Below are 24,623 nucleotides of genomic sequence, written 5' to 3'. Positions count from 1 at the left end.
TATAAATTCCCCTCTTTTTAGATGTTAAAACGTTCTAGTTGCATCAAACAGCAATTTGAAACCTAAATGGCTGTGAGGAATGATATAGTATATAGAGACTTAAATAGAAAGTGGGGCGTGATCTAAATGAATTATAAGGCTAGTGAGCCGAAATTTCTCTGGATTCTTCTCTTTATTTTAACGATTACTTATGCCTATGCATTAGAGTCAACTGCTTTGACTAATGTCGCTTATGCACTAGCATTTTTCTTTTTTGCCGGTATGACTTTACGGTATGAACTAGAGATACGTGAGGATGAACTATTTCGTGTTGTACATGTAATTGGTTTTACTTTAAAGAAACAAACGATTCATGCTGACGAGATTGAGAAGCTCGAAGTTATACAAGTTGGAGAACGTTCAATCATTCTTCTCTATTTAAAGAAGAAAATGAGAATCAAACTACAACGTTTCTCTCCAGAAGGCTTATCCGAACACTTAATTGAATTTTCAAGAAGAAACAATATCCGAGTGGAGAGAAAAGGCTAAGTATTCTTTTTCAGTTTCTCAAGTAACAAAGATGAAGGTGAAATATCAGCTTTCACAACTTCTTTCATCGTATGTAAAGACTGTTGATTGATGTGGTGTGTATGAGAGGCGACACAATCGGACGGGATCATAAGTCCGAAATTTCGCATATAGGCATCATTTGCTGTAAATTGCACACACATATCTCCTGTAACCCCAGTCAGAATCAACGTATTTATATTCAGGTGTTCAAGTAGAAGCTCTAGTGGTGTAGCATAAAAGCCCGAATACTTTGGTTTTAGTATAAAATAATCACTTTCATCGGGTTGCAACATGTTGGCAAGTGGCTTTCCACGAACTTCCTCTTGTAAGCAATGGTCTACAAGATAGCGAAAATCTGATTGCCATTTGCCGTAATTATCATTTACGTAGATGACGGGAATATCAAGTGCTTTTACTTCTTTTTTCAAGACAGTAATCTTCTCTGCGGCATCTAAGGCATGGGGCAATAACTGAACACCACTAGAAAATTCAAGGTCATTAATCATATCAATAATCAGCAAAGCGTAGGTTGGTTTGATCTTCATTAATAAAAAGCTCCTTTTGTATTTAGGATAGAATTCTTATTGAATCTATCTCTTCATTGTAATAAAATATTTGAATAATGTGAAAAGGGTAAATCGGAAACATTGATTCGATATGTTATCATGAACAAATAGAGACCATACCATACGCTTATGTAACGCGGAAGGGGATAGAGAAAATGAACGAAAAAGCAATTGAAATCCTACAAATTATTGAAAGTAACGGTCGAGTGGCTGTCCCAACATTAGCGAAGATGGTTGATTTAACAGAGAATGAAGTCAACCAAATGTTAAAACAGTTAGAAGAAGAAAAAGTGATCTTAAGCTACTCAGCTGTTATTGATTGGAGCAAAATTAATAAGCAAGAAGGCGTAACAGCTATGATTGATGTGAAAGTAACACCTCAACGTGGAGTGGGGTTTGACGAGGTAGCTGAACGCATTTATAGATTCCAAGAAGTAAAAGCCCTATATTTAATGTCAGGAGCTTACGATCTTCAGGTTGTAATTGAAGGGAAGACAATGACGGAAGTCGCTCGTTTTGTATCAGAGAAATTATCAACGATCGATACAGTTATTTCAACAACTACACACTTTCAGTTGAAAACCTACAAGCATGATGGAGTTGTCTTTGACCAAGGTGACGAAGATCACCGGATTGTGGTGACGCCGTAATGACTCAAACGAAATTGAACACACGACTATCTAAACGAGTTCAGGAGATTAAACCTTCTGGAATTAGAAGATTTTTTGATTTAGCTTCCAAAATGGACAATATTATTTCCCTTGGAGTAGGTGAGCCAGACTTTGTCACTCCATGGAATGTGCGAGAGGCTAGTATTTCTTCGTTAGAGAGAGGGTTTACTGCTTACTCTGCAAATGCAGGGCTATTCGAGTTGCGAAAAGAGATTTCAAATTATATGAGCAATCGTTTCTCGGTTAACTATGATCCTGAAACGGAAGTACTTGTGACTGTAGGTGCGAGTGAAGCCATTGATATAGGGATGAGAGCTATTTTAGATGAAGGCGATGAAGTGATCATCGTAGAACCGAGCTTTGTCTCCTATGTCCCACTTGTGCAAATGGCTGGTGGTGTCGCTGTTTCAGTTGGAACTAGCAATGAAAATCAATTTAAGGTTTCGGCTAAACAAATTGAAGCTGCGATTACCCCTCGAACAAAAGCGCTTATGCTTTGTTTTCCGAATAATCCAACAGGAGCTACGATGAACGGGAAAGAAATGCAAGAAATCGCTGATTTAGCTGAATGCCATGACTTACTTGTCTTTTCTGATGAGATCTATGCGGAGTTAAGTTATGATGAGAAACATGTTAGCTTTGCCTCTCTTCCGAATATGAAAGATCGAACGATTTTAATATCTGGATTTTCGAAGGCATTTGCAATGACGGGTTGGCGCTTAGGGTTTGTGATGGCATCACCTGACTTGTTGGCTGCGATGTTGAAGTTGCACCAATATAGTTTAATGTGTGCTCCTACAATGGCTCAATATGGTGCACTTGAAGCTTTAAAAAGTGGAATGGATGATATTGAGCGCATGAAGCAATCTTACAAACAACGTCGTAATTTTGTTGTTAAATCATTTGGGGAAATTGGATTGCCTTGTCATACACCTGGAGGAGCTTTCTATGCCTTTCCTTCCGTTGAAAAAACGGGGCTAACGTCTGAGCAATTCGCAGAAAAACTTTTATTGGAAGAGCGCATCGCTGTAGTACCCGGATATGTCTTTGGAGAAGGTGGCGAAGGGCACATTCGTTGCTCCTACGCAACTTCAATGGACAATTTAGAGCAGTCGGTCGAACGTATAGACCGTTTCCTACGAAAATTAATGTAAAAAATTGTGAACCAAGGTCTTTTGGCCTTGGTTTTTTAGTGAAGATAGAGAGCAAGAGCATGAACTAATACGGAATCAGCCATTCTTTTATATTGAGAGAAAAAAATAGGGCAAGAGCTTGAGCTCTTGCCTGAATTCGTAGGGGGAATACGATTGTAATAGTTAGTATGCGCAATTTTTCCAAAAGTATACATAATCGTCAGAAAAAATTTAGATTTGTTTTCGAGAAGGAAAAAAGGTAAGATTTTTACATGTGAACTTTTGTTGGAAGGTGATGATAAACATGCTAGAGCAAATTCGAGAAACAAATCCGTTAGTTCATTGCATGACAAATGTTGTTGTCACGAACTTTACGGCCAATGGACTATTAGCTTTAGGGGCTTCACCAGTTATGGCTTATGCAAAAGAGGAAGTTGCTGATTTAGCTAGCATAGCAGGTGCATTGTTGCTAAATATAGGAACGCTCTCTTCTGAACAAATAGATAACATGGTATTGGCAGGAAAAGCAGCGAATAAAGCAGGAGTTCCTGTTATTATGGACCCAGTTGGTGCAGGTGCCACAACTTTTCGAACATCGATGAGCAAACGGATTCTTGATGAAGTCGATGTTGCGATATTGCGTGGAAATGCAGGAGAAATTGCATCACTTGTTGACGTGGAGGCAAATGTAAAAGGGGTAGACGGCTCGATGGAAGGTGATAAGATTGAGCTTGCAAAACAAGCAGCTCTTCACTTTTCCTGTACGGTCGTTGTGACAGGTGAGGTCGATGTCATTACGGATGGATCAATTGTACATACGGTCTATAATGGGCACCCATGGTTAACAAAAGTGGTTGGAACCGGTTGTTTGTTAGGTGGAGTGGTTGCATCCTTTGCAGCTGTTGGCCGTGAAGATCTAGTCAATGCCGCTAAAGAGGCCGTTACTTATTTTGGGATTGCAGGAGAAAAGGCTTACGAAAAAACGAAGGAAAAAGGAATTGGCTCTTTTCAGGAAGCTTTTCTTAACTGTTTATTTACCTTAACCGATCAAGATGTTGACGAACTTCGCCGAACTGAGGCGTAGAAGAGAAAGAGGGATGATATGAGCACATTTTCATTTGACGCATTACCTACATTTTTAAAAGATGCATTAAGAGAACAAGGAATACAAGAGCCGACTGATATTCAATCTAAAATGATACCAGAAGCATTAGAAGGTCAAAGTTTAATCGCACGATCGCAAACAGGAACAGGTAAGACCCTTGCCTATTTGTTACCCGCTCTAACAAAAATCGATGTTGCGAAAAAGGGACTACAGGTTATTGTCCTTGCTCCTACGCAAGAACTTGCTATGCAAGTTGTCGATGTTGCCAAAAGTTTAACGGAAAAAGAACCGATTATCATTGGATCTTACATTGGTGGAGCCAATATTAAACGTCAAGTAGAAAAGCTAAAGAAACAAAAGCCGCAACTAGCGATAGGGACACCCGGAAGACTTCTAGAATTAATTGAAATGAAAAAATTAAAGCTTCATGAAGTACAAGTCGTCGCCGTTGATGAAGCAGACAGAATGATGGCTGAGCATTCTTCGTGGGAAGCAACTATACAAATTGCGAAACGGGCAGGTAGAGAAACACAATTTTTATTTGTTTCGGCAACAATCCCAAAAGACTTTTCAGAACAAGTTGCAGCGGCAGCGCCATTTGTTGTACAAGTTGAAGCTGAGGGTGGCTTAGTCCATACAGAAAATGTTGATCACCTTTACATCCGTGCAGACGAAAGAGATAAAATTGATGTAGCAAGAAGAGTCATTCATGCTGAGAACATTGAAAAAGGAATCGTCTTTGTAAATCAATTAGAAAAAGTCGCTGAAACAGCAGAGAAGTTTTCTTATAAAGGAATTAAAGCACTCGCACTTTCTTCAGATCAGTCCAAGCACGAAAGGGAGCATGCGCTAAAATCATTCCATAAAGGAGAAACGCATATTCTTATTGCTTCGGATGTCGCGGCTAGAGGTCTCGATATTGATAATGTGACACATATTATTCAGTTAGACGCTCCGGCCAATTCAGATAGCTATTTACATCGTGCCGGTAGAACGGGTCGAATGGGCAAAAGTGGAAAGGTTTTAACGATTGTCGATCGCAAAAGTGAATATAAGGTAGATAAATATCGCCGAGATTTAAAAATTGAACTTAAAGAAACCATGTTAACTAGAGGAAATCTAATCATGAAATAAAGCAAAAAAGCACTAAGAATTTTTTCTTTGTGCTTTTTTTGTAAAGATTCCCTCTGTTTCCTTATAGAAAGATCGTTTTATTGATAAGATTTATGCTTCTTCTTTTGCGTAAACTAAATAGTTATGTTAATATTAAAAGGTTAAAAATTATTTAGGAGTTGTATAGTATATGTCAAATTACGAAGTTGGAAATATCGTAGAAGGAAAAGTTACTGGCATCAAGCCTTTTGGTGCGTTCGTAGCGCTAGATGAGAAAAAACAAGGATTAGTTCATATTTCAGAAGTAGCACACGGATTCGTTAAGGATATCAATGATGTTCTTAAAGTTGGAGACGAAGTGAAAGTGAAAATCATGAATGTGGAAGAGGAGTCTGGAAAAATCTCACTTTCAATCCGTGCAACTCAAGAAGCACCTGAGCGTCCTGCTCGTCCTGCTAACAAACCTCGTCCTCAAGCTGCTGGTGGTGCACGTAAACCACAAGCACAAAAGCAACAGCAACAAGGTTTCAATACGCTAGAAGACAAGTTAAAAGAATGGTTAAAGCAATCAAATGAAATTCAAGCTGACCTTAACAAACGTGCAAAGAAATAAATAATTAAAAAAACACCCACCTTGGGTGTTTTTTATTTTACATAAAAAGAGATCTAACTCGAAATGAGTTAGACCTTCATCAGCCATCATCTTAACGTTGTGTTTCAGGAACGCGCTCAAGCTCCTCATCTGGCTTGAATAGAATCGAAATACAATATAGACCTGCTAAACCAACTAGGGCATAGATTACACGTGAGAAAGCTGCTGCTTGACCGCCGAAAATAGCTGCAACTAGGTCAAAACGGAAGAAACCGATAAGTCCCCAGTTGATTGCACCAATAATCGCTAGAACTAATGCTGTACGTTGAATACCGCTCACATCATTCACCTCCTAGTTTGAAAAGTAAACACCTTATTAGCGCTTTGACTACAATGTCGCTGCCCAACTAACGGGTGTTGTGTTTCATCCTTTAGCATGACTTGAACGAATAAAAAATATGCAATTGCTCTAAGTGCCAATCGTTTACAATTGCAAAGAGTTTGGCAATAATGGGGAAAGAAGAATAAAGGAGGAATTGTGGATGGATGCATTTGTGTTTCAAAACCCAACAAAATTGATTTTTGGAAAAGGGCAAAATGAAGCGCTGGCCGAAGAGGTTAGACAATTTGGTGAAAATGTTCTGCTCGTTTATGGTGGTGGAAGTATAAAGAAAAACGGCTTGTATAACCAGGTTATCAAAAGTTTAAACGAATCAGGAGTTACGATTACGGAACTTGCAGGGGTTGAACCGAATCCTAGATTATCGACTGTCTATAAAGGAATTGACCTTTGCCGTGAAAAGCAAATTGATTTAATACTCGCTGTAGGTGGAGGGAGTGTTATTGATGCTTCTAAAGCAATTGCCGTTGGCGCTAAACTTGAAGGAGATATTTGGAAGGTTATTCAGAAAGAAATGACAGCTAGCGATGCCTTACCGTTAGGAACCGTTCTTACGCTTGCTGCAACTGGTTCAGAAATGAACTCAGGATCAGTGATTACAAATTGGGAAGAAAAAGAAAAGGTAGGGTGGAGTACACCACATGCTTTTCCTAAATTTTCTATTCTTGACCCGCAAAATACGGTGACTGTTCCAAGGGATCAAACGGTATACGGCATGGTTGATATAATGAGTCATGTCATTGAAGCATATTTCCATAAAGTAGAGAATACACCCCTGCAAGATCGAATTATGGAATCCATTTTACTTACTGTTATGGAGACAGCGCCAAAGCTCTTAGACGATCTAGAAAATGAAAAATACCGTGAGACGATTTTGTATTGCGGAACAATGGCGTTAAATGGAATTACACAAATGGGATTAAAAGGTGATTGGGCAACTCATAATATTGAACATGCAGTATCAGCTGTATATGATATTCCTCATGCTGGCGGCTTGGCCATTTTATTTCCTAACTGGATGCGGCATACGTTGAAAGAACGTATACCGCGTCATGTCCAATTAGCTACAAGAGTTTTAGGGGTTGAACCGACTGGGAAAACAGACGAAGAAATTGCTTTAGAAGGAATTGAGAAGTTATCTGCATTTTGGACATCTCTTGGTGCGCCTAATCGATTAGCTGATTACAACATTGACCAAAGCGAAATCAACCGTATGGCAGACCTTGCTTCCTATCGAGGTCCATTTGGAAACTTTAAACCATTAACAAAAGACGATGTCGTTGCGATATTAACAGCGTCTTTATAAGGAGCAACCCGAAGAATTATGTCGAACCGAAGCTATTATCGTCATAGAGGCGTAAATGATGCGTAGAAAGCTTGATTCTTTGAGCTTCATTCGATAAAGTGAAATAGGAGAGAAACATATTCAATGTATGGAGGATGACATAATGGAAAAAGTACGCTTTGATTATTCAAAGGCATTAACATTTTTCAATCAACATGAGATTGACTACATGCAAGGAGCTGTCACAGCTGCACACGAAGCATTACATAATGGAACAGGAGCAGGAAGTGATTTTCTTGGTTGGATTGACCTTCCCACTAATTATGATCGTGAAGAATTTGCAAGAATTCAAGCTGCTGCTGAAAAAATTAAAAGTGATTCTGATGTCTTGCTTGTTATTGGAATCGGTGGATCTTACCTTGGAGCACGTGCGGCAATTGAAGCGTTAAATCATACTTTTTATAATAATCTGTCAAAAGAAGAACGTAAAACACCACAAGTATTCTTTGTGGGACAAAACATCAGTTCAACGTATGTGAAAGATTTATTAAATTTGATTGAAGGAAAAGATGTTTCGGTCAATGTCATTTCAAAATCAGGAACAACGACAGAACCGGCAATTGCTTTCCGTATTTTCCGTGATTATTTAGAAAAGAAATATGGACAAGAAGAAGCTCGCAAACGTATTTATGCAACAACAGACCGTGCAAAAGGTGCATTGAAAACATTAGCAACAGAAGAAGGATACGAAACATTTGTTGTACCTGATGATGTTGGAGGACGTTTCTCTGTGCTAACAGCAGTAGGTTTGCTTCCGATTGCAGTAAGTGGTCTTGATATTGAAGCGATGATGAAGGGGGCAGAAGCTGCTAGCAAAGACTTTTCTAATCCTAATCTACCTGAAAACGAGTCATACCAATATGCTGTTGTTCGTAATGCGCTCTACAATAAAGGAAAAACAATTGAATTGATGGTCAACTACGAACCATCATTACATTTTGTTTCAGAATGGTGGAAGCAATTATATGGAGAAAGTGAAGGGAAAGATGGAAAAGGAATTTTCCCTGCTTCTGTAGACTTTTCAACGGATCTTCATTCAATGGGTCAATATGTTCAAGACGGCCGTCGTGACTTAATAGAAACAATCATTCATGTCGAAAAGGTACGTGAGCATGTAACGATTGAAGAAGCGGCAAGCGATTTGGATGGTTTGAATTATCTTGCTGGTGAAACGATGGACTTTGTAAACAAAAAAGCGTTCCAAGGAACGATGCTTGCGCACACAGATGGGGCGTACCGAACTTAATTGTTAACGTTCCTGAGTTGAACGAGTACTATTTCGGTTATTTAGTATACTTCTTTGAAAAAGCAGTTGGAATTAGTGGATACCTACTTGGGGTGAATCCATTTGATCAAGAAGGCGTAGAAGCATACAAGAAAAATATGTTTGCTTTACTTGGTAAGCCAGGATTCGAAAAAGAAAAAGCAGAGCTAGAAGCTCGTTTGAAATAAGCATTGGAAAAAGGGAACCGACGCCTAGCTAAGAGGCCGTTCGGTTCCTCTTTTTGTGCTCGTACATAAAAAAAGGTGAAGAGTGACACACTACCTTTAACAGAGAATGTCTGTGAAAGGATGAGGGCGATGATCACTCTTCAATCTACAGTAGAAGGGAAACAATTTAAGTTAAAAGAGCTAGAAGATAAACTTAAGCCTCTTGGCTACTCCATTGGAGGGGGCTGGGAGTATGACCATGGTTATTTTGACTACAAAATAGATGATGAAAATGGTTACACTTTTTTACGCGTTCCTTTTCGAGCAATTGACGGTGAGCTAGAACAAAGAGGGGTAACCGTACAAGTAGGTACCCCATTTCTTTTGAACCATAAGTATCAAGATAGTCTAGACGACAATCCAGATGTCTTTAATGGATTAGTAAGAATGACTTGGAACAGTTCGATTAATCAATTCCAAGAGCCGGTAGAAAAAGATGGTACGATTGATCAAAAGTATATGCCGACGGCAACAAGTTTAATTGAAGAGCTTGAGCTTACTTTGCTTGACTAGCAATGATAATTAATTCGTCATCGGCTTCAATGACAAGAGTGGCGTGTGGATGGATTAACATCTGCTCGCCTCTTTTAATTCCTAAAGGTAAGTAACCACTGTTATATGTTTCCGATAATAATGATACAAATGATTTTCCAACCATTCTTTCATGAATCGGTCGAATTTCTAATAAGCTCATTCTCTCGAATTCAAATAATTTGCTTATCACCTCACTTGTGTTCGGGTGAATAACATTTGAAGTTAGGATATCACCTGTTAATTGAGTGGAGCTGATGCATTTATCAGCTCCAGCCCGAGTTGCATTGACAACTTGGTCTCTAGTAAGCAATTCAACGATCGTGTACACAGACGGATTTTGTGCTTTTACTGCAAGTGTTGTTAACACGGAAAAAGCATCGGCAGTAAATTCATTACCTTGATGACTTGCTGTAATTAAAACAGTGGAGGCTAGACCGATATTAGCTTGCTTCAACACGGCATCTTCGCTACTATTCCCTCGAACAAAATGAATTCCTTTATATGCGTTTGGTAACTCTTGTAACGTCTCATCAATCAAAACAATCTTTGTATGTGGTTTTTCTTCTTTTATCGTTGTGATCGTATGACGGCTTCTTTCGTTCCAGCCGATGATAATAATATGTCCTTCCCCTAAAAAAGAGACACCGCCTTCTCTCGTTGATTGGTTTATTTGAACAGCAGCTCCAGCGAAGGATGTCACTAACAGCGTCATGAAGCCAACGCCGGCAAAAATTAGCAAAATGGCAAGTAGCCTTGTCGTTGTAGACTCTGGTACAAAGTCCCCGTAGCCTACTGTTGATACGGTAACAAATGCCCACCAAATGCCATCAAACCACGTAGGAAATTTAGACGGTTCTAGTACATGAACAATAGCCCCTGCGGCAATTCCAGATAGTAATACCGTGAATGCGAGTTTCACGAGAAGGGGAATATGTGCAAAAAGTGTTCGTAAAAGAACCCATTGCGACATGTGTACACCTCATTTCAAAATCAAACAACTTCCAAATTATACATATAGTATAACCAATCTCTTGCTGGGACAATCAATCCTTGATATGATGAGAACGTTCAAAAGGAAAGAGGAGAAATGGTTATGATTTCTACAATTGTGTTTGCATTTGCTATTTTTTGTGGCTGGCTCGTATTTGATTTTGTCAAACACCGCAAGATCACGATGGAGATGGTGATTAGCTCCTTTGTTATCGCAGTCGCAGCTGGAATCCTGTGGTGGTTGCTTGAGTTAATTTTTTAAAAGAAAATGCTTGTTCATTAAAGGAGAAAGCTCTATAATTAGGGTAGGCAACGGGGCATTAGCTCAGCTGGGAGAGCGCCACGCTGGCAGCACCCCGAATGGATTCCGATACTTTCACCGTACAAGCTCCGGTGACTTAGCGATGACTTTACGGTGACTTACCGTGACGTTGCGCTCATATAAATCAACGTTATAACTACGCCTTCTATCTAATCGATGGGAGGCGTTTTTGTGTTTACTAACTCCGAAAAGCCACGCAAAAGAAAGACATTTCGCTCAAGCGTTGTCACAAACAAGGCAACTACCGATCTGACCGAACTATTCGAAAAATTCGTCCAATCCAAGAAAGCCGCTGGACGCTCCAAAGCGACAATATCGATCTATTATTTCCACTTTAGTGTTATTAAACGTTATAGCGAGGTTAATGATGTCGACCTTAATGTTAAAAAGTTAGACGTGGATGATTTTCGTGATTTTATTATTTACATGTTAGAAGATCATGTGAAATTTGGGGGCCATCCGTTTAAGAAAGAAGAGCATATGGAGGTTGGTCTAAAACCTAGAACTGCTAACGATGTACTGAAAACGTTACGTCAAATTTATCAATTTATTGTTAGAGAGGGCGTAATTGACAAATCACCTTTAGACCAAATAGAAAGCGTTAAACACACTGAAAAACCAATAGACATAATGACGCCTGATGAGGTACGTAATTTCTTTGCTTCGTTAAATTTAAGGAAGTACTCCGAATTTAGGGATTACGTGATTGCAAATTTCTTATTAGATTCTCTTTGTCGCATAAATGAAACACTACTTTTACGACGTCATGATTTTGATTTTGAGGGTAACTTTGTGCGGATAAGGGCTGAAGTAACAAAGAGCCGTATTGCGCGCATAGCACCTTTCCAGAGAAGAACCGGAAAGTTAATACAAGAATTGATTGCGGAGAATGAAACCTTTAATACTGATTTCATATTTTTAGCGAATCACGGTGAGCCGTTAAAAGCGAATCATTTTAGGAATCAATTAAGGCGGTATGCAAAAAGGATGGGGATGAGAAGGCATTTTAATCCTCATTTATTTAGACACACAGGTGCCACATGGTTTTTAGAACAGGGAGGAGATTTAAGGACTCTTCAGACTATACTTGGGCATGCGGATTTACGGATGACAATGCGATATACACATTTAACTGGTAGAAGTATTGCGGCGTCTCATGAGCAGTTCTCGCCTCTAAACAATATTATAGGAAAGCTAAATAAGCCGCGAAAAATATAAAAAAAAGAGTGCTCCACCTAACGAAAGCACTTGTCTCTCGATCGGTAAAACACATCGCCTAATGTAAGTTTACCGCAAAAAAACCGGACAAGTCAATACGCAATCAGTCTGTCCATTGGACCGAACGTACATTCGTTAGTGGTGCGCTCTACTTGAGAGGAGTAGCCCGTTTATGTATTACGACGAGTACGAACAATACCAGTCATTCCGCAGCATGGACGACCTGAACGAAGCTGTCCGCCAAGCACTCTATTATTACGCGGACAAATTGAATAAGACGGCCGTTACCGTGCTTAAGCTTCTATCGCGTTATTCATGTAAAGTAATCGGCGTTTCTTGGATGAAAGCGGCCACGATAGCCCAATTGATCGATAAAAGTGAAAAGACCGCTAGAAGGGCGCTCAAGACGCTAGAAGAGGTCGGCATTATTATGCGTGTCCCTACTATTCGCGAAAAGGGCGGACGTGGTTACGATATTTGCGTGATTCAGTCAGTTGTCCAGGCGGAAATGTCCAGTCGTGAAGAGTCCGGAAATGAGCGCGAGAGTAAGGCGCAAAAGGGTTCGGAACTAAAAGAAACCGCAATATCTAATAAACTAAATAACTACGTAATAGACGCACTAGATTCGTCCTATACGCCTGATAACGTACCTGACCGATTCATTTCCGCTTGTAAGCCGTTCTTTGGTGCGAATAAAATCTACGAGCTATGGCGTAGAGTCTCGATTGCATACGATAAGAGCGGGCTAGACTCTTCCGTTGATAGCGTACTGGATGTCGTTATACGGACGTTCAAGACGTCTGTTTTCGCGTGGAAGCGAGGTGCCATCCGAAAGAGCTTCGCCGGTTATTATTATGGCGCAATCTATCGAGTTTTAATCCAGGAGCGCAGAAAAGAAGTAGCTGCGGAGAGTGGTGCGTTCGGATGGCTGGAAAAGTGTACGTAATGGGTCATAAATACATTATATATGAGTAGCGTAATAGAACGTATGAGTACGGGTAAGGGCGAAGTGTACGTTTTAAGGGATAATTACTTATAATATGGACAGCGTAGAGTATCGGACTAATGAGCGATTAAGCACGTAAAGACTGTCGGAAGAGTATCGTTGTAACAGCGATGATAACTTGTATATACATATATGAAGAAACTCGTCATTTTTGCGTAAGTAGGCGTGATAAAACGTTACATGAGTGAGTTCGGAGGGGTTCCGAAGAGTATCGTATTTATCAGCCAGGGCGTTCAGGACGGACGTATGCGCCAAACCTCGAGGGGGCAAGTACACGCAAAAAAGACGCCCTTATGACTGTGAGGACGCCTTACGTTTCGCTCTTATTAACGTGCTCTTGCTTATGCCGGTCATATCTGCGACCCTTGTGTAGCTATTACCTTCCGCAAGTAAAGAGAGCGCATGATCCATCTGCTTCTTCGTAAACTTATTCGGTCTTCCTTCGCGGAAGTCGTCTCGCTGCTTGGCGATGGCTTTACCTTCTTGCGTACGTTCTACGATCATATCGCGCTCAAACTCTGCGAATGAACTCATAATATTAAAGACTAGGCGACCAGTCGGCGTATCTTCTACGAGGCCCATATTAAGGATATGCACTTTAACGCCCTTCTCGAATAGCGCCCTAACCGTCTGTATGCCGTCCACGGTAGAGCGGGCAAAGCGGTCTAGCTTCGTAACGACTAGCGTGTCGCCCGCAGTTAGTTTCGCGAGTAATGCTTGGAATTCGGGGCGGTCCGCCTTAGTGCCGGTGAACTTCTCCTCGTATATAACGGTACACCCTTGTTCGCGTAGTGCCTCCACCTGTGCTTCGAGTGACTGTCCTGCTGTCGATACTCTTGCGTAACCAAACTTCGTCATTTTAATCGCCTCATTTTTGGATATAAGTTATGACACCGATCTATATACTGATACTATAACATCGTGCATATGGTGTCAATACTTTTAAGTTATGATACCGATAAAATGCGAGAAGGCCCCCCGGCTGTAGTCAGCGGGAACCACCTCACCAGGCACGCAAAACTTTCTTACAAAATTTTAAATCCGAGGGTCCATCGAAAGGGGGGCGGTAGTCCTAGCGAATTCACCTCGCCAAGCGCCACTAAAATCTGCGCACTGAAATTAACGTTTGAAACGGTAACTATTTAAGAGGAAAATTTTATACATACAACACGTACTCCCCGTGATATTCGTTGACTTTATACATAATGTGAGGCTATTATTATGAAAAAAACTATATGGCGGTAATTACTATGAGTTTCGATTGGACTATATTTTTATCTGTAGCAGGAGCCTTTGGTGCAGCGGGTACAGCACAATACTTATCCCACCGTTTGACAGAAAAGAGAGAAGTTGACAAATTTCTTAAGGAGAAGTATCAAAATCTATATTCACCCTTAACTTTTAAAATTGTAAACTACATTTATACTGAAAGTGATTATAGAAAAGGTGTGAATATGGGATGGAAACCTGATCCGGATTCACTTTTAGAAGCATTGATGGGCCTTCTAGAAAAAAATATAAACTACATTAACATTAAATTGTTAGGTATTTATGAAGAATACAAATTTAGTGAACTTAATTTCAAACTTAAAATGGAACAAGGTAAAAAAGCTACCAAAGACCCATATCAAGCATCTCAAGAATTTTATGCTAGATTGGCTGTGTTTGATGAAGTATTGCATGAGTATATTGATTTAAGTGAGAAATTAGGTGTTAATATTAATAAGGACAAAGTGTATGGAGTTTTATCAATAATCAAATTGTATAAATTTTTAGAAGACTTCTGCTTCGGTAGCACAGCTAAATTTCTCTTTGAGAATGCAATGCATGTAAATAACGATACATTAGGGGAAAGGAGCGGGTTATTAAAGATTACAGAAGTAGAAATGAAAACTCGCTCGATTGAAGAATATGCCAAAAAACATACAGGTGAATTTAGCCAGGATTGTTACAAATATATGTTTGAATTACTGTACGAGATCGATGAATTACTAAGCTGGACATATGATAAATTTAATAAGAAGTTAAAGGATCATGTTGAAGAGGATTTGGGTTTCATTTGTTGGAGGCTTCATAAAAATATCAATGCAGATGCTTTATTAAAACCATTTAAGTGATTTACAGTTAAATATAAACGCTCTTGTTATAAGGCAAAAAGGCAAAAATATATTTAAAAGAGCCCGCCCTTAAGCGAACTCTACAAAACTCGGCAATCGCAACAGTCTCGCCTTTGTTAAATTACGATACTTAACACGACACTTAAGCGACTCCTTATCGAAATATATGAATTTATCGTTCTCGCCAGTTTTTAAGTCGGCAGCCATTCCGTATACTTTTGCGCGAATGTCAGCCGGCACTCCAAGCTCCCATAACTCCCGCAAAGTTACCATCCTCAAACGCTAATAACCAACCGAACGCATCTTTAAGCCAGTCAACCAAACATCGTCATATTCGTAATTAATGACTTATATACGAACATACATTGTAATGAAGATAAATGCAGAGGTACTTCCAAAGGATTTACCAAAGAAGATATAAATAAGGTGTAATTGACGCCGCTCATTATAAAAAGTTTTATAACTAATCGGTCGGTCCTATAATGGCGGCTTATATACTAATAATCATGTCTTTTAGGAACTAATTTTCATATTCTCGTTCTTCCATATATTCAGTTTCGTTGTAGACTAAATGGTCGGTAAGCTCATTAAGCTTTTTTTGAATTCCTTTTAATACTTCTAAGATTTCCTCGCGATTTTTTATTGAACGGTCTGTACCTAGTGGACTAAGATGCCTCTCCACACCTATAGAACCAAGTAAAAATTTAATAACTTCCTCACCAGATTCTCTTAATGACAACACTCTCATATAGGAATTTCCGTTTATGTTAGTTATTATGAATTCTAAATGGTCTCTGTTTCCAGCAAGATTATATCTGACATGGTGACTGAAAGATCCTATAAAAGTACCTGGTTGACCATTGTCATTTTTCCAAACTTTAATATCGTATCTGGCTCTATTACCAAACGCGACTTTTCTCGATTTTACTTGAGGACTATGATTATTATTTACTTGATGAGGGCCCCAATGTCCTGTGTGAACATCTCCAGTAATCTCGATGTGTATATCTATCCCAGTGTGATTCCCTAAAGTTAAATAGGTTCTTTCTCCCATCATTGTAACCTCCTAGTAAGTCTTATTTCTTAGTGATTTGCTTAGTGCGAGAAATTTATTAGTTTTGTAACGAAACCATTTTCTGGAAATTACTCACCTTCGGTACGTCTAAACGAAATCAACGCCTTCACTCGATCAATCAACGCAGTATTCCTTTCATAGCGATAAGCCCCGTTAATCATTGCCATTAATGAATCGCGATCAACCAACGTTACACCATTGGCGCGCGCTAGACTCTTCGCCTGTTTCGTAAAATATTGGTTCGTTACGACCATAGCTTTCCTCGCATGGTAAAACGGCTTGGCTGCGGCAATTTCTTGTACGGCAGACACTCCGATATTTGAACTGTAACGCTTGGCCTGGACGACAGTCTTTACGCCCTTTTTACTTACTACTAAATCGGCTCCGTAATCACCTGAACCCTGTGTTACTTTCGCGGAATAGCCGTGTATCTCAAATAGTGGAGCGAGATATTCCTCGAACTCAAGGCCGGTCATCTTATCGACTTTTGCGATATCAACATTGCGGTAGTTGCGGTAGATGATCGATTTCTTAATTGCGAAGTATAGAAAAGGAGATGCGAGTAATATAAGGAGTACTGCGGTTGCTGCGCCCGGGTTCGAATCAATTAAGGTTTTAAGATAGATAATGCCTACAAATAAAAAAGCTCCAATAGTAGAATAACCCGTCTTCTTACTTCTGCGCGTTCGTCGTCGTCTGCTGGCCAACATCATCAACAACCTTTCGTATGAATTGTCGATAGTTTGTCCTATTAGCAGAAAATTATGTAAAAGTAAATTCGTGTTTCTGTTTGGAGGTAACTAAACCTGTTTATACTTATAGTGGAGGTGGTATGAATGGGAATACAAACAATAATTATCGTAGCCGCATTACTAATATCAATAGTTTCTGTTGTGCACTTATTACGTTACAAGAAAATGCACCAGGAGCTTAATGAATTGATAATTGATAAAGTAGAGAATAACGAAGACTTACGTAAAACACTAGCAATGGGGTTATACTTACGATTTAAAAAGGAAGATATCGATGATGGCAATAATGCTAAAAAATACACTGAACTATTTATCAAGCAAGACCCGATAGCATTCGAACATTTTGTGGCGGATATCTTTCAACGCAAATTCGGTGGAGATGTTTATGTTAGTTCTGCTAGTGGTGACTTTGGAGTTGACATAGAAAATCGAAGAGAAGAAGGACAATATTTTATTCAAGTGAAATGTTATAAGTCAGATTTATGTTATGAACCAATAGCGTTACTTCATTCAAATATGGTGAAATATAATGCAGTGGGTGGCTATTTAGTAACCACAAGTGACTTTAATGATAACGCTAGAAATTATGCTGATGGTCTTGATATTACTTTAATAAATGGTGAAGAGTTGGTAAATATGTGGCTAGAAATTTTAGATGAAGAGACTGAGTTATTAACAAATAATTTTAAGCCGTTAAACTCAGAAATTTAGATATTCAAAAGACCGCCAAAACTACTGGAGGTCTTTTTTTATGCATCGAAAAATCTGTCCGGTTTTTTTGCACCAAGTTTTGCTAAAGCTCTTTTTATTTTTGACTCCGTTACGTATTTCGGTCTATATGAATCATCGTTACATAACTTCGAAATTGTACCTCGACTTAAATTCGCCTCTTTCTCCAATTCCAACTGCGAAATTTTTTCCTTATCTAATTTCTTTCCGAATTTTGAGCGCGGCTTACCTAGTCCGAATGCCATTATAATCACCTCTTATCTTTTTTAGATATTCTCGTCCAAAAAGTCATTTTTTAAACCTTGCGCAAAAAAGTGACACAATGGACAAGCGGTGCTGCATAGACTCTTATCAAGGACGTCAGCCCAGGACGTCACTTTACTAGAGGGAGGCTGAAACTATGGTATATCAACGGAAATTGAAGGACGTCTATCGCCCGACCGTACGCTATGATGCTTCTTACCGCGACTATGTTAACGATCTATTTCGGGCGACCAAACTCGATCGCAACCAACTTATTCGCGCGGCACTATTTATCGCAGCTCACTCGGATGATTACGCAACACTATTAAAGCCTTATATGAAAGACGTCCCTATGCCCCGCCCTAAATGGAGCGTCTCGGATCACGCGGTATGGCTGGAGCAAAGCCCCGTAAATAGGGAAGAAGGGAGGGACGTCACACATGGCGGTGAAGCGCAAATCAGACGAGAGGAAAAGCCGGTCGAGGTTAGACGTGTCGAACAGGAATCGCGACGAGTTGGGGAGGTTCACCAAGTGCGGCAGCCAAACGGAGGTATCAAGCTATTCATACAGTAGGCCGATAAAACTCGTTAAGGTTCCCGGCAAGTACAAAACGTATCTAGTAAAGACGCGGTGGTTCACAGACGATGAGTTGACATTTATCTATGTAATGGGCGGAATAGTTTTGATAATTTTTATTCTATGACGTCTAGTACTTGTTTTCGGTGTACTGGCAATTTTTTAAGAGTCTATGAATAACCTTCTAGGGAACCTCATTGTTCCCGTCGAAGAATGGAGGAATCAGCTATGAAAAACATCAATGACGTCATTAATAGATTGAATGAGCTTCCCGCGCAAATTGAGGAAGTAGAGCGAACCTTCTTCGCGGCATTAAGAGGTTTAGATTCGGCAAAACGCGCCCTGTTTGAAAGAGAAGCGGAGCTAGTTCTTAACAAAAAGGTAAAAGGTAGAAATGAAAAGGAACGGGCATCCGAAATGTACCCGCAGACTAAGCAAGAGTATCGCGAGGTAGTTTTAGCAGAAATAAAACTTGACGCTAGTAAGGCGGACTATTATCGCCTGAAGCGCGAGTTTGAGTCGGTTAAGGTTATCGCTAACTTACTAATAAGCGGGAGGGGTTAATATGAATTTAAACGTGGATTATCAGTATAGAAGTGTTATAGAAGGGCTTGAAACAATTACCGTACTTATCGATATAAATTTGGACGAAAATTATAAAGGTTATACTGGCGTTCTCTTAGAAGATGGAAAGAACGCAATCTATATAGAGGAGCGCCCCGACGCAAATATTATCGTCATGTCAGAAGTTTCACCGGTAGGCTTCGGAGAATTTTACACGGTAGTAAGCGGCGATGTGGAGATAGGGCGGTCTATAAAGCCGTTCGACTGCTTCGCACTTAAGCGGCTTATAAATAATTTACAGAATATGAACGGACTTGAGCTACTGGCGTTAATGAATGAATACGCGGTTTACTCTTGCGAATTGGATTTAGCGGAAAAGTTAACGAAAGGAACGGAGGCAGCGCTATGAACTTCTTACCGATAGACTTTAAGAATAGAGAATTTATTGAGGGAATCGACCGCGCCTACGTACTAGTTGAGGGCGGTACATTAGGAGAATACGAGAAGTACACTGGCATTATCCTTCGCGACAAACGACACGCTGTATTCTTTGTACCGAACCAAACCGGGACTCGTACGTTGTTCTTCGCGAAAGTATCACCCGCGGAAAAGGCCGATCATTACTACTGCTCGCATTGTATGGTCGATTTAGGTAGCACGCACTTAGAGCCAAATGACGTAGGAGTATGGAACGTTATGAATAAACTGCGTGATATTTCTCTATTCGACTTTCTGACCGATGAGAGCCGCTCTGATGCGTTTATTGAGTACGATATTATCGACTTGCTGGTCGAATAAAAAAAGGGCGCTCACTATGGGCGCCTTACTTAATACCGTCGATTTTAATTTCGAGAATTTCTAATGTTTTCTCGATGCCTTTTCTTTCAAAGAAATCCGCCTCATTATAATAAAAAACGAGCTTTTCTTCCGGAGATGCATCGATTCTATATCCGACGTATGTCGCCTCTTGTAGTCTCTCTAGGCCGGTTTCGTTATTTTTTATATAATCAATTAGGATTTTAAAGTCGCGATTTGATTTCGAAGCATTTGACATGCCTGGGATATTACGACTCCATGCTTTTCCTCTATCGTGAATTACGGCCTCTAGAGCTAGTGCAACTTTCTTAGGTAATAATACTCTTTCCACGCTCATACCTATCCCCTCCGTAACGTTTTACTTAGTTTATTCGAGGACGTCTTGTCTAATTACGCGAAATTTTGTACTACACCGGTACTACTCGAAGTTTCTATGTACTACTGTGGTATTACTTCACTTAAAGTCGATAATTTCTCGAATGTTCTGTGATATCTAATGCGTCAGCTATAAGCAAAATATGATCTAATTCGATACGTTTTCGCCATCTCGCTTAAAGCTGCGTGTTGTATACTAGCGCGCGATACTATCACCGTCATTTAGCAGGATTATAACTGAGGAAACTATCGCCCAGATGAAGCGGTCGAGGAAGTTGAGGAAGCGCAGGAACCTAGCGAGGACGATATTTATAGCACTTTATACGACATAAACAATCCATTTATTCGAAATACTATTGTGAAAATCGGCGAACACATAGAAGTTTACGCGGATAATGATATGTGGAAATCTGAATTTTATCGCGAGGAACTAACGGATTAATTGTCGAGGCTCGTAATAAAGAAGTGCCGCCTAAGTATGAATCGTTTAATGTCGACTATTTAGACGCTCTAGAAGACATTGAGGCTTCGCTTGATATGTTATCGAACGCTATTGAAACTGGCGATGACAGCGAGCTTGATTACGCTAATAAAATGATGGAGCGCGGTGTCGAGAAATTAAATAGAGTGCACAATCGGATCACTACGGATTAAAGAATTACCCCGCCAAAGCGGGGTTTTCTATTTTTGCGATAATTAACGAAAAAAATACGGTGATCTAACGAGTTTATTACGCAGAATTATTGTAAATAAAGAAAAAAGGAAAGGGGTTGTTAAAATGGTACGAAGAAAGAATAAACTGACTGAGGAACAATTAAAGTCAATGGGAATAGAAACAGTTAACACCTTTGATGGTGCTATTGAAATTTTGTTAAAGCATTGCAAAATTAAGAATTTAAGAAGCCACACGGTAAAATTCTACCGTAATGAACTAAATGCAGCGAAAAAGATACTTGAGAAACAGAAGGTTGATACCTCCATTAATAAAATCACTGATAAAATTATAAGAAGAAATATTATAGATTATATGAGTGGAGAGGGAAAAACTATAACAGCAATTAATTCTAGATTAAGGGCATTGAAAAGGTTATTTAATTTTCTTTACAGTGAGGATTACTTATTTTCTAACCCGATGAGTTCAATTGTTTTACTTAAAACTGAGAAAAGAATACAACCTACTCTTACTATGAGTGAAATAAAGAATCTGTTGGAGCAGCCTGACCAGTCTAGCTTTGTTGGCATTAGAAATTTTTGCATACTGTTATTATTTTTAGAGACAGGCATTAGGTGTTTTGAATTGGCAAATTTAAAGGTGAAGGATGTAATTTTTGAAGAGAATTTAATTTTAGTCTCTCATACTAAGAACCGAAAACAACGTTTTGTACCATTTCAAGAGAAAATGAAAAGAAAGCTACAAGATTATATTAAGTTACGCGGTGATATTGATGAGGAAGCCCTATTTGTAACTGTAGACAACACAGCTCTTTCGAAGAGGAAAATTACAGAATGGATAACAACTTATGCAAAAGATGCCAATATTGAGGGGCCATGCTCTGCCCACGTTTTGAGGTACACTTTCGTTAAATTTGCTATCAAAGCTGAAGCGAATTTATTTGTATTGCAGGAAATAGTTGGTCATAGTACATTAAATCAACTTCGTTATTATTACAGTGTGTATGGTAACGATATAACAACTGAACATAAGAAATTCTCAATAGCTGATAAATTGCTGAGCTAACCACTCTTTTAAGGGTGGTTTTTTGTGCAAATAAAAAGAACGCCATTACTCAGCGTCCTCGTCAGGTATATGCACTAATAAATCGCCTGGGTTTAAGTTTAGGCCTTTACAAAGCTTATCTAATGTATCGTAATCAATACGCTTAGATGCGTCTGATTGGAATCCTTTGACCGTGTTTCGGCTAACTCCGGTTAATTCAACGACATCCTTATTCGAAAAACCCTTTTGATCCATGATTTCCCCTAATCTGCATTTAATCATAAAAATTCCCCCAATTATTTTTCGTCAGGATGTTGACATCCTGTCCGAGCAGGTATAATATGTAATTAACAGGTCAGGATGTTGACATTTAGACAAGTCAACTATCTAACATTACTATTATTCTACCACTTATTGGAGGTCTTTAACTATGGAAAAATTATTTGTCGGTTTTCATTATGTATCTGCTATTACTAGCTTTGTTGTTACTTTACCGCAAAAAGGTGAGAGTAAAGTAATCTCTTATGAAGACTTTCGTTGTTTCTTTGTCGAAACTGGATTTGTTAGTTCTAACGCGATGCTTGGCGGAGCATACGTAGAAACGGAAATTCTAGAAGAGTTTGATTTCGATATTAATGGTGTAGAGGGGGTTGAGCTTGTATGTGCGTCTTAAAATTTAAACCGGTGACTGTTCGACTTGAAGTGCCTGATCTCGATAATGCTGTCAATATTCACGAATATCCCGGCTTTTTTCAGTCTGAAACCGGACAAGTCTTTTATAACAATAACGGAGAACTAACGATGTCTCAGGCGGAATACGATTGGAAATCAAACATTTACAATGTTACCGAATACTCGCGGATTCACTTAGCGGAATTAGGCTATCGGGACCCGCTTGACCTGGACACGCTCAAGACTTTTATGGACCGTCTGAGCGCGGTTAGTTTGTACGAATACTTGCTTTATTTCTTCGATAGAACTGAAGACGTAAATCTCGGCTTAGATCGCTTGTTACAACGTTAAACAATTCCGATGATTACGGGAGAGTGGCAGCTCTCATGGCACCGTAGGAGGAAAAGTCTGCGCGGCAACGTGGACGATATCGGTCGCGGTAGACGGCAATCTATCGCGTCTCATAAAACGCGGATGACCATTAGGCGGGGCCGTCCGCTACATAGCACCGAAATTTCAAACCTAAAGCAGTAGGTCTTATTCGGTGTGTCTTTCTATATCTAATAATAGAACGTATGTTCTTATTTGTCAAGAAAATTTAAAACTTTTTTACTTATTTCTGCGAAAAATGTGTGAGACCGACTTCGGCAACCGTTAGGTAGTGTAGAGGTAAAAAAATTTTTTGCTGAAAAAGTGTTTAATTTCAAGGTTTGAATTGTCTTTTATAGTATAGGGTGAAAAATTAAATTCCCACTCAAGGGTTTGAGAGCCGTATTATCTGTTGAGGAGTTTTTTAGCAATCCGATGAAGGTAAGGACCCGCCGGAGGGTTGCGCGGTAAATAAAACATAACGAAGAGGAGCGATTTTAATGTTAGAACATTACAATTTAGCAGGAACAGCGGTTGAAGATCAATATAAGGGTGCTGGCTACGCATTTTTAGTTGTTGAGAATGGCGAATTCACAAAGTTAATCTATGAGAATCCCGAGTGTCCCCCAGTGGCAAAAGATTTAAGTGAAGATGAAATATTAAAGCTTTTCATCGAAAACTCGGTAGATTTTTACGAGCTAGAAAAAAACAAAGGGAAGATATACTCGGGTATGTGTAGTTGCTTTCAGTTCGTGCTACCCGAGGTTGTTATTGATACAGAAACAGAAAGTGAGTAAACCAAGAGTTTGCCGGCAGACTCGCGCGGTGTGTCGGCTATTAATCTAATAAAACGGAGGAGATAACAATGAACAAATTTACACCGGAGCAAATTAACGAAGCATTTTGGCGATCCGACCGGATTTTCCCGCATTTCTAATACATTAGTAAGGTTATATACGTTGCTGGACGGTTTTGACGCAACAACAGTCGGGCTCTATGCATATATGCGGTCATGGCGTAACTCAGGCGACTCCGATATGCGTTGGATCGTTTGGCATTCTCGGGAATTTATGCAGCTACAGTCGGGGCTCGGCCGGTCGGCATTCAATTCACGATTAGAAAAGTTGCGCGAAGTTGGACTTGTAGACGTGAAAAAGTCGCCCACTGTGCCGAATAAGGACTATTTTATTGTATACGATCCATTAGACCGTGACGCATTCATTCAGAAGTATGGAGCAGAAGTTTCGGAGTTCTTCGCAAAGTTAGCGGAGCTTGAAAAGAGAACGTTAGAAGATCGGGAGCGTAGACAGCGAGCAGAATTGCAGAAAATTCAGGAAGAAATAACGCTTAGAAATGCTGGAATTTAATGGACTGTTGAAAACGTACATAACGGAATGTATGAAATCAACACTCCTAACACGTACAAAACCAACGTAGAGTAAGCAACTATTAAGTAAGCAACTATTAAGTAAGCAATAAAACATTGCGCGCCCTAAAGGACACGCAGACAATTACTATCTAATACATTATTGCGAAAAGAATGAAATGATAAAAGTAAGAGAAGAAGCGGACTGTTGATTTT

The 24,623-nt window shown here is 39.5% G+C and carries 33 protein-coding genes and 1 pseudogene; 24 read left to right on the top strand and 10 right to left on the bottom strand.

Annotated elements, in window-relative coordinates; translation table 11 throughout:
• Positions 1-126 precede the first annotated feature (126 nt).
• Positions 127-528 (top strand): hypothetical protein, encoded by a 402-nt coding sequence (locus BkAM31D_RS18110; protein ID WP_066156395.1) that lies wholly within the window; start codon positions 127-129, stop codon positions 526-528.
• Here BkAM31D_RS18110 and BkAM31D_RS18105 read toward each other — a convergent pair.
• Positions 525-1,094, bottom strand: a complete 570-nt coding sequence (locus BkAM31D_RS18105) for a cysteine hydrolase family protein (protein ID WP_066156392.1) — start codon at positions 1,092-1,094, stop codon at positions 525-527. The genes BkAM31D_RS18110 and BkAM31D_RS18105 overlap by 4 nt on opposite strands.
• 176 nt (positions 1,095-1,270) lie before the next feature.
• Between BkAM31D_RS18105 and BkAM31D_RS18100 the strand changes: the two genes are divergently transcribed.
• From BkAM31D_RS18100 to yugI, 5 genes are all read left to right on the top strand, one after another.
• Entirely contained in the window at positions 1,271-1,765 is a 495-nt protein-coding gene (locus BkAM31D_RS18100; protein WP_066156389.1) for an Lrp/AsnC family transcriptional regulator, read from the top strand.
• The gene (locus tag BkAM31D_RS18095; protein ID WP_066156385.1) at positions 1,765-2,940 is read left to right on the top strand and encodes an aminotransferase; all 1,176 of its coding nucleotides are present in this window, start codon (positions 1,765-1,767) and stop codon (positions 2,938-2,940) included. Before BkAM31D_RS18100 ends, BkAM31D_RS18095 begins: the two co-directional genes overlap by 1 nt.
• A 283-nt stretch (positions 2,941-3,223) precedes the next feature.
• The gene (gene thiM / locus BkAM31D_RS18090) at positions 3,224-4,003 is read left to right on the top strand and encodes a hydroxyethylthiazole kinase (RefSeq protein WP_371807166.1); all 780 of its coding nucleotides are present in this window, start codon (positions 3,224-3,226) and stop codon (positions 4,001-4,003) included.
• 18 nt (positions 4,004-4,021) lie between these two features.
• Entirely contained in the window at positions 4,022-5,158 is a 1,137-nt protein-coding gene (locus BkAM31D_RS18085; protein ID WP_066156379.1) for a DEAD/DEAH box helicase, read from the top strand.
• A gap of 169 nt (positions 5,159-5,327) precedes the next feature.
• Entirely contained in the window at positions 5,328-5,750 is a 423-nt protein-coding gene (gene yugI / locus BkAM31D_RS18080) for a S1 domain-containing post-transcriptional regulator GSP13 (RefSeq protein WP_066156376.1), read from the top strand.
• A gap of 91 nt (positions 5,751-5,841) precedes the next feature.
• Here the strand turns inward: yugI and BkAM31D_RS18075 are convergent, their stop codons facing one another.
• On the bottom strand, positions 5,842-6,069 hold the full coding sequence (locus BkAM31D_RS18075) for a DUF378 domain-containing protein (RefSeq protein WP_034626543.1): 228 nt from the start codon (positions 6,067-6,069) through the stop codon (positions 5,842-5,844).
• A 202-nt stretch (positions 6,070-6,271) separates the two neighbouring features.
• Between BkAM31D_RS18075 and BkAM31D_RS18070 the strand changes: the two genes are divergently transcribed.
• From BkAM31D_RS18070 to BkAM31D_RS18060, 3 genes and pseudogenes are all read left to right on the top strand, one after another.
• Positions 6,272-7,435: an iron-containing alcohol dehydrogenase gene (locus tag BkAM31D_RS18070; protein WP_066156374.1), complete on the top strand. Its 1,164-nt coding sequence runs from the start codon at positions 6,272-6,274 to the stop codon at positions 7,433-7,435.
• Between the two features lie 142 nt (positions 7,436-7,577).
• Positions 7,578-8,926, top strand: a pseudogene (locus tag BkAM31D_RS18065) (glucose-6-phosphate isomerase).
• Between the two features lie 129 nt (positions 8,927-9,055).
• A complete protein-coding gene (locus BkAM31D_RS18060) occupies positions 9,056-9,478 on the top strand; it encodes a YugN-like family protein (RefSeq protein ID WP_066156368.1) in 423 nt (140 codons plus the stop codon).
• Here BkAM31D_RS18060 and BkAM31D_RS18055 read toward each other — a convergent pair.
• A complete protein-coding gene (locus BkAM31D_RS18055) occupies positions 9,462-10,469 on the bottom strand; it encodes a potassium channel family protein (RefSeq protein ID WP_066156366.1) in 1,008 nt (335 codons plus the stop codon). The genes BkAM31D_RS18060 and BkAM31D_RS18055 overlap by 17 nt on opposite strands.
• A 123-nt stretch (positions 10,470-10,592) precedes the next feature.
• Here BkAM31D_RS18055 and BkAM31D_RS23990 point away from each other — a divergent pair, with 123 nt between their 5' ends.
• The 3 genes from BkAM31D_RS23990 to BkAM31D_RS18045 all read left to right on the top strand — a co-directional run bounded on the left by BkAM31D_RS23990 (position 10,593) and on the right by BkAM31D_RS18045 (position 12,975).
• Complete coding sequence (locus tag BkAM31D_RS23990; RefSeq protein ID WP_169801127.1) at positions 10,593-10,751, top strand: hypothetical protein; 159 nt, start codon at positions 10,593-10,595, stop codon at positions 10,749-10,751.
• A gap of 231 nt (positions 10,752-10,982) precedes the next feature.
• A complete protein-coding gene (locus tag BkAM31D_RS18050; RefSeq protein ID WP_169801126.1) occupies positions 10,983-12,029 on the top strand; it encodes a tyrosine-type recombinase/integrase in 1,047 nt (348 codons plus the stop codon).
• Between the two features lie 172 nt (positions 12,030-12,201).
• A complete protein-coding gene (locus tag BkAM31D_RS18045; protein WP_066156355.1) occupies positions 12,202-12,975 on the top strand; it encodes a helix-turn-helix domain-containing protein in 774 nt (257 codons plus the stop codon).
• Between the two features lie 351 nt (positions 12,976-13,326).
• On the opposite strand, the gene BkAM31D_RS18040 is transcribed toward BkAM31D_RS18045, so the two are convergent.
• Positions 13,327-13,893, bottom strand: coding sequence for a recombinase family protein (locus tag BkAM31D_RS18040; RefSeq protein ID WP_066156351.1), 567 nt, complete (start codon positions 13,891-13,893; stop codon positions 13,327-13,329).
• A gap of 392 nt (positions 13,894-14,285) precedes the next feature.
• On the opposite strand from BkAM31D_RS18040, the gene BkAM31D_RS18035 reads away from it, so the two are divergent.
• Positions 14,286-15,152 (top strand): hypothetical protein, encoded by an 867-nt coding sequence (locus BkAM31D_RS18035; RefSeq protein ID WP_066156348.1) that lies wholly within the window; start codon positions 14,286-14,288, stop codon positions 15,150-15,152.
• Positions 15,153-15,221: 69 nt separating this feature from the next.
• Here the strand turns inward: BkAM31D_RS18035 and BkAM31D_RS18030 are convergent, their stop codons facing one another.
• From BkAM31D_RS18030 to BkAM31D_RS24500, 3 genes are all read right to left on the bottom strand, one after another.
• The gene (locus tag BkAM31D_RS18030; RefSeq protein ID WP_066156344.1) at positions 15,222-15,416 is read right to left on the bottom strand and encodes a hypothetical protein; all 195 of its coding nucleotides are present in this window, start codon (positions 15,414-15,416) and stop codon (positions 15,222-15,224) included.
• A 256-nt stretch (positions 15,417-15,672) separates the two neighbouring features.
• The gene (locus BkAM31D_RS18025) at positions 15,673-16,209 is read right to left on the bottom strand and encodes a hypothetical protein (RefSeq protein WP_157076849.1); all 537 of its coding nucleotides are present in this window, start codon (positions 16,207-16,209) and stop codon (positions 15,673-15,675) included.
• 86 nt (positions 16,210-16,295) lie between these two features.
• Entirely contained in the window at positions 16,296-16,940 is a 645-nt protein-coding gene (locus BkAM31D_RS24500) for a restriction endonuclease (protein ID WP_257391589.1), read from the bottom strand.
• Positions 16,941-17,063: 123 nt separating this feature from the next.
• Between BkAM31D_RS24500 and BkAM31D_RS18015 the strand changes: the two genes are divergently transcribed.
• A complete protein-coding gene (locus tag BkAM31D_RS18015; RefSeq protein WP_235820496.1) occupies positions 17,064-17,690 on the top strand; it encodes a restriction endonuclease in 627 nt (208 codons plus the stop codon).
• A 38-nt stretch (positions 17,691-17,728) separates the two neighbouring features.
• On the opposite strand, the gene BkAM31D_RS18010 is transcribed toward BkAM31D_RS18015, so the two are convergent.
• A complete protein-coding gene (locus BkAM31D_RS18010) occupies positions 17,729-17,953 on the bottom strand; it encodes a helix-turn-helix domain-containing protein (protein WP_066156337.1) in 225 nt (74 codons plus the stop codon).
• 155 nt (positions 17,954-18,108) lie between these two features.
• On the opposite strand from BkAM31D_RS18010, the gene BkAM31D_RS18005 reads away from it, so the two are divergent.
• From BkAM31D_RS18005 to BkAM31D_RS17990, 4 genes are all read left to right on the top strand, one after another.
• Entirely contained in the window at positions 18,109-18,525 is a 417-nt protein-coding gene (locus BkAM31D_RS18005; protein ID WP_066156334.1) for a hypothetical protein, read from the top strand.
• A gap of 231 nt (positions 18,526-18,756) precedes the next feature.
• Positions 18,757-19,092 carry a hypothetical protein gene (locus tag BkAM31D_RS18000; protein WP_066156330.1) on the top strand — a complete coding sequence of 112 codons (336 nt, stop codon included), beginning with the start codon at positions 18,757-18,759 and terminating at the stop codon, positions 19,090-19,092.
• Position 19,093: 1 nt separating this feature from the next.
• Positions 19,094-19,501 carry a hypothetical protein gene (locus tag BkAM31D_RS17995; protein WP_066156326.1) on the top strand — a complete coding sequence of 136 codons (408 nt, stop codon included), beginning with the start codon at positions 19,094-19,096 and terminating at the stop codon, positions 19,499-19,501.
• Positions 19,498-19,890: a hypothetical protein gene (locus BkAM31D_RS17990; protein ID WP_066156323.1), complete on the top strand. Its 393-nt coding sequence runs from the start codon at positions 19,498-19,500 to the stop codon at positions 19,888-19,890. Before BkAM31D_RS17995 ends, BkAM31D_RS17990 begins: the two co-directional genes overlap by 4 nt.
• Before the next feature lie 25 nt (positions 19,891-19,915).
• Here BkAM31D_RS17990 and BkAM31D_RS17985 read toward each other — a convergent pair whose 3' ends face one another.
• Positions 19,916-20,245 carry a hypothetical protein gene (locus BkAM31D_RS17985; RefSeq protein ID WP_066156321.1) on the bottom strand — a complete coding sequence of 110 codons (330 nt, stop codon included), beginning with the start codon at positions 20,243-20,245 and terminating at the stop codon, positions 19,916-19,918.
• A gap of 503 nt (positions 20,246-20,748) precedes the next feature.
• Here BkAM31D_RS17985 and BkAM31D_RS17980 point away from each other — a divergent pair.
• Both BkAM31D_RS17980 and BkAM31D_RS17975 read left to right on the top strand, forming a co-directional pair.
• Positions 20,749-20,937: a hypothetical protein gene (locus tag BkAM31D_RS17980; RefSeq protein ID WP_066156319.1), complete on the top strand. Its 189-nt coding sequence runs from the start codon at positions 20,749-20,751 to the stop codon at positions 20,935-20,937.
• A gap of 124 nt (positions 20,938-21,061) precedes the next feature.
• Complete coding sequence (locus tag BkAM31D_RS17975; protein ID WP_066156316.1) at positions 21,062-22,021, top strand: tyrosine-type recombinase/integrase; 960 nt, start codon at positions 21,062-21,064, stop codon at positions 22,019-22,021.
• 45 nt (positions 22,022-22,066) lie between these two features.
• On the opposite strand, the gene BkAM31D_RS17970 is transcribed toward BkAM31D_RS17975, so the two are convergent.
• Positions 22,067-22,282 (bottom strand): helix-turn-helix domain-containing protein, encoded by a 216-nt coding sequence (locus BkAM31D_RS17970; protein WP_066156313.1) that lies wholly within the window; start codon positions 22,280-22,282, stop codon positions 22,067-22,069.
• Positions 22,283-22,430: 148 nt separating this feature from the next.
• Between BkAM31D_RS17970 and BkAM31D_RS17965 the strand changes: the two genes are divergently transcribed.
• The 4 genes from BkAM31D_RS17965 (at position 22,431) to BkAM31D_RS23985 (ending at position 24,408) form a co-directional block, all read left to right on the top strand.
• Positions 22,431-22,673 (top strand): hypothetical protein, encoded by a 243-nt coding sequence (locus BkAM31D_RS17965; protein ID WP_066156311.1) that lies wholly within the window; start codon positions 22,431-22,433, stop codon positions 22,671-22,673.
• Positions 22,661-23,023, top strand: coding sequence for a hypothetical protein (locus BkAM31D_RS17960; protein ID WP_066156308.1), 363 nt, complete (start codon positions 22,661-22,663; stop codon positions 23,021-23,023). Before BkAM31D_RS17965 ends, BkAM31D_RS17960 begins: the two co-directional genes overlap by 13 nt.
• A gap of 518 nt (positions 23,024-23,541) precedes the next feature.
• On the top strand, positions 23,542-23,838 hold the full coding sequence (locus BkAM31D_RS17955; protein WP_066156305.1) for a hypothetical protein: 297 nt from the start codon (positions 23,542-23,544) through the stop codon (positions 23,836-23,838).
• 240 nt (positions 23,839-24,078) lie between these two features.
• Positions 24,079-24,408, top strand: coding sequence for a hypothetical protein (locus tag BkAM31D_RS23985; protein ID WP_066156299.1), 330 nt, complete (start codon positions 24,079-24,081; stop codon positions 24,406-24,408).
• Positions 24,409-24,623: the final 215 nt, after the last annotated feature.

The organism is Halalkalibacter krulwichiae, assembly GCF_002109385.1.
GTDB classification, from domain to species: domain Bacteria; phylum Bacillota; class Bacilli; order Bacillales; family Bacillaceae_D; genus Halalkalibacter; species Halalkalibacter krulwichiae.
The sequence above is the reverse complement of the archived record's forward strand: the minus strand, read 5'-3'. Positions and strand labels throughout refer to the sequence as shown.

Excerpts from the sequence above, each read along its gene's own strand:
- BkAM31D_RS18040 (WP_066156351.1), bottom strand. The coding sequence starts at position 13,893 with ATGACGAAGTTTGGTTACGCAAGAGTATCGACAGCAGGACAGTCACTC.
- BkAM31D_RS18110 (WP_066156395.1), top strand. The coding sequence starts at position 127 with ATGAATTATAAGGCTAGTGAGCCGAAATTTCTCTGGATTCTTCTCTTT.
- BkAM31D_RS17970 (WP_066156313.1), bottom strand. The coding sequence starts at position 22,282 with ATGATTAAATGCAGATTAGGGGAAATCATGGATCAAAAGGGTTTTTCG.
- BkAM31D_RS18095 (WP_066156385.1), top strand. The coding sequence starts at position 1,765 with ATGACTCAAACGAAATTGAACACACGACTATCTAAACGAGTTCAGGAG.
- thiM (WP_371807166.1), top strand. The coding sequence starts at position 3,224 with ATGCTAGAGCAAATTCGAGAAACAAATCCGTTAGTTCATTGCATGACA.
- BkAM31D_RS18070 (WP_066156374.1), top strand. The coding sequence starts at position 6,272 with ATGGATGCATTTGTGTTTCAAAACCCAACAAAATTGATTTTTGGAAAA.
- BkAM31D_RS17965 (WP_066156311.1), top strand. The coding sequence starts at position 22,431 with ATGGAAAAATTATTTGTCGGTTTTCATTATGTATCTGCTATTACTAGC.
- BkAM31D_RS17960 (WP_066156308.1), top strand. The coding sequence starts at position 22,661 with ATGTGCGTCTTAAAATTTAAACCGGTGACTGTTCGACTTGAAGTGCCT.
- BkAM31D_RS17995 (WP_066156326.1), top strand. The coding sequence starts at position 19,094 with ATGAATTTAAACGTGGATTATCAGTATAGAAGTGTTATAGAAGGGCTT.
- BkAM31D_RS18085 (WP_066156379.1), top strand. The coding sequence starts at position 4,022 with ATGAGCACATTTTCATTTGACGCATTACCTACATTTTTAAAAGATGCA.
- BkAM31D_RS18035 (WP_066156348.1), top strand. The coding sequence starts at position 14,286 with ATGAGTTTCGATTGGACTATATTTTTATCTGTAGCAGGAGCCTTTGGT.
- yugI (WP_066156376.1), top strand. The coding sequence starts at position 5,328 with ATGTCAAATTACGAAGTTGGAAATATCGTAGAAGGAAAAGTTACTGGC.
- BkAM31D_RS23990 (WP_169801127.1), top strand. The coding sequence starts at position 10,593 with ATGATTTCTACAATTGTGTTTGCATTTGCTATTTTTTGTGGCTGGCTC.
- BkAM31D_RS18100 (WP_066156389.1), top strand. The coding sequence starts at position 1,271 with ATGAACGAAAAAGCAATTGAAATCCTACAAATTATTGAAAGTAACGGT.
- BkAM31D_RS18000 (WP_066156330.1), top strand. The coding sequence starts at position 18,757 with ATGAAAAACATCAATGACGTCATTAATAGATTGAATGAGCTTCCCGCG.
- BkAM31D_RS18045 (WP_066156355.1), top strand. The coding sequence starts at position 12,202 with ATGTATTACGACGAGTACGAACAATACCAGTCATTCCGCAGCATGGAC.
- BkAM31D_RS18060 (WP_066156368.1), top strand. The coding sequence starts at position 9,056 with ATGATCACTCTTCAATCTACAGTAGAAGGGAAACAATTTAAGTTAAAA.
- BkAM31D_RS17985 (WP_066156321.1), bottom strand. The coding sequence starts at position 20,245 with ATGAGCGTGGAAAGAGTATTATTACCTAAGAAAGTTGCACTAGCTCTA.
- BkAM31D_RS18055 (WP_066156366.1), bottom strand. The coding sequence starts at position 10,469 with ATGTCGCAATGGGTTCTTTTACGAACACTTTTTGCACATATTCCCCTT.
- BkAM31D_RS18025 (WP_157076849.1), bottom strand. The coding sequence starts at position 16,209 with ATGATGGGAGAAAGAACCTATTTAACTTTAGGGAATCACACTGGGATA.
- BkAM31D_RS17975 (WP_066156316.1), top strand. The coding sequence starts at position 21,062 with ATGGTACGAAGAAAGAATAAACTGACTGAGGAACAATTAAAGTCAATG.
- BkAM31D_RS18015 (WP_235820496.1), top strand. The coding sequence starts at position 17,064 with ATGGGAATACAAACAATAATTATCGTAGCCGCATTACTAATATCAATA.
- BkAM31D_RS17990 (WP_066156323.1), top strand. The coding sequence starts at position 19,498 with ATGAACTTCTTACCGATAGACTTTAAGAATAGAGAATTTATTGAGGGA.
- BkAM31D_RS18005 (WP_066156334.1), top strand. The coding sequence starts at position 18,109 with ATGGTATATCAACGGAAATTGAAGGACGTCTATCGCCCGACCGTACGC.
- BkAM31D_RS24500 (WP_257391589.1), bottom strand. The coding sequence starts at position 16,940 with ATGATGTTGGCCAGCAGACGACGACGAACGCGCAGAAGTAAGAAGACG.
- BkAM31D_RS18010 (WP_066156337.1), bottom strand. The coding sequence starts at position 17,953 with ATGGCATTCGGACTAGGTAAGCCGCGCTCAAAATTCGGAAAGAAATTA.
- BkAM31D_RS23985 (WP_066156299.1), top strand. The coding sequence starts at position 24,079 with ATGCGTTGGATCGTTTGGCATTCTCGGGAATTTATGCAGCTACAGTCG.
- BkAM31D_RS18105 (WP_066156392.1), bottom strand. The coding sequence starts at position 1,094 with ATGAAGATCAAACCAACCTACGCTTTGCTGATTATTGATATGATTAAT.
- BkAM31D_RS17955 (WP_066156305.1), top strand. The coding sequence starts at position 23,542 with ATGTTAGAACATTACAATTTAGCAGGAACAGCGGTTGAAGATCAATAT.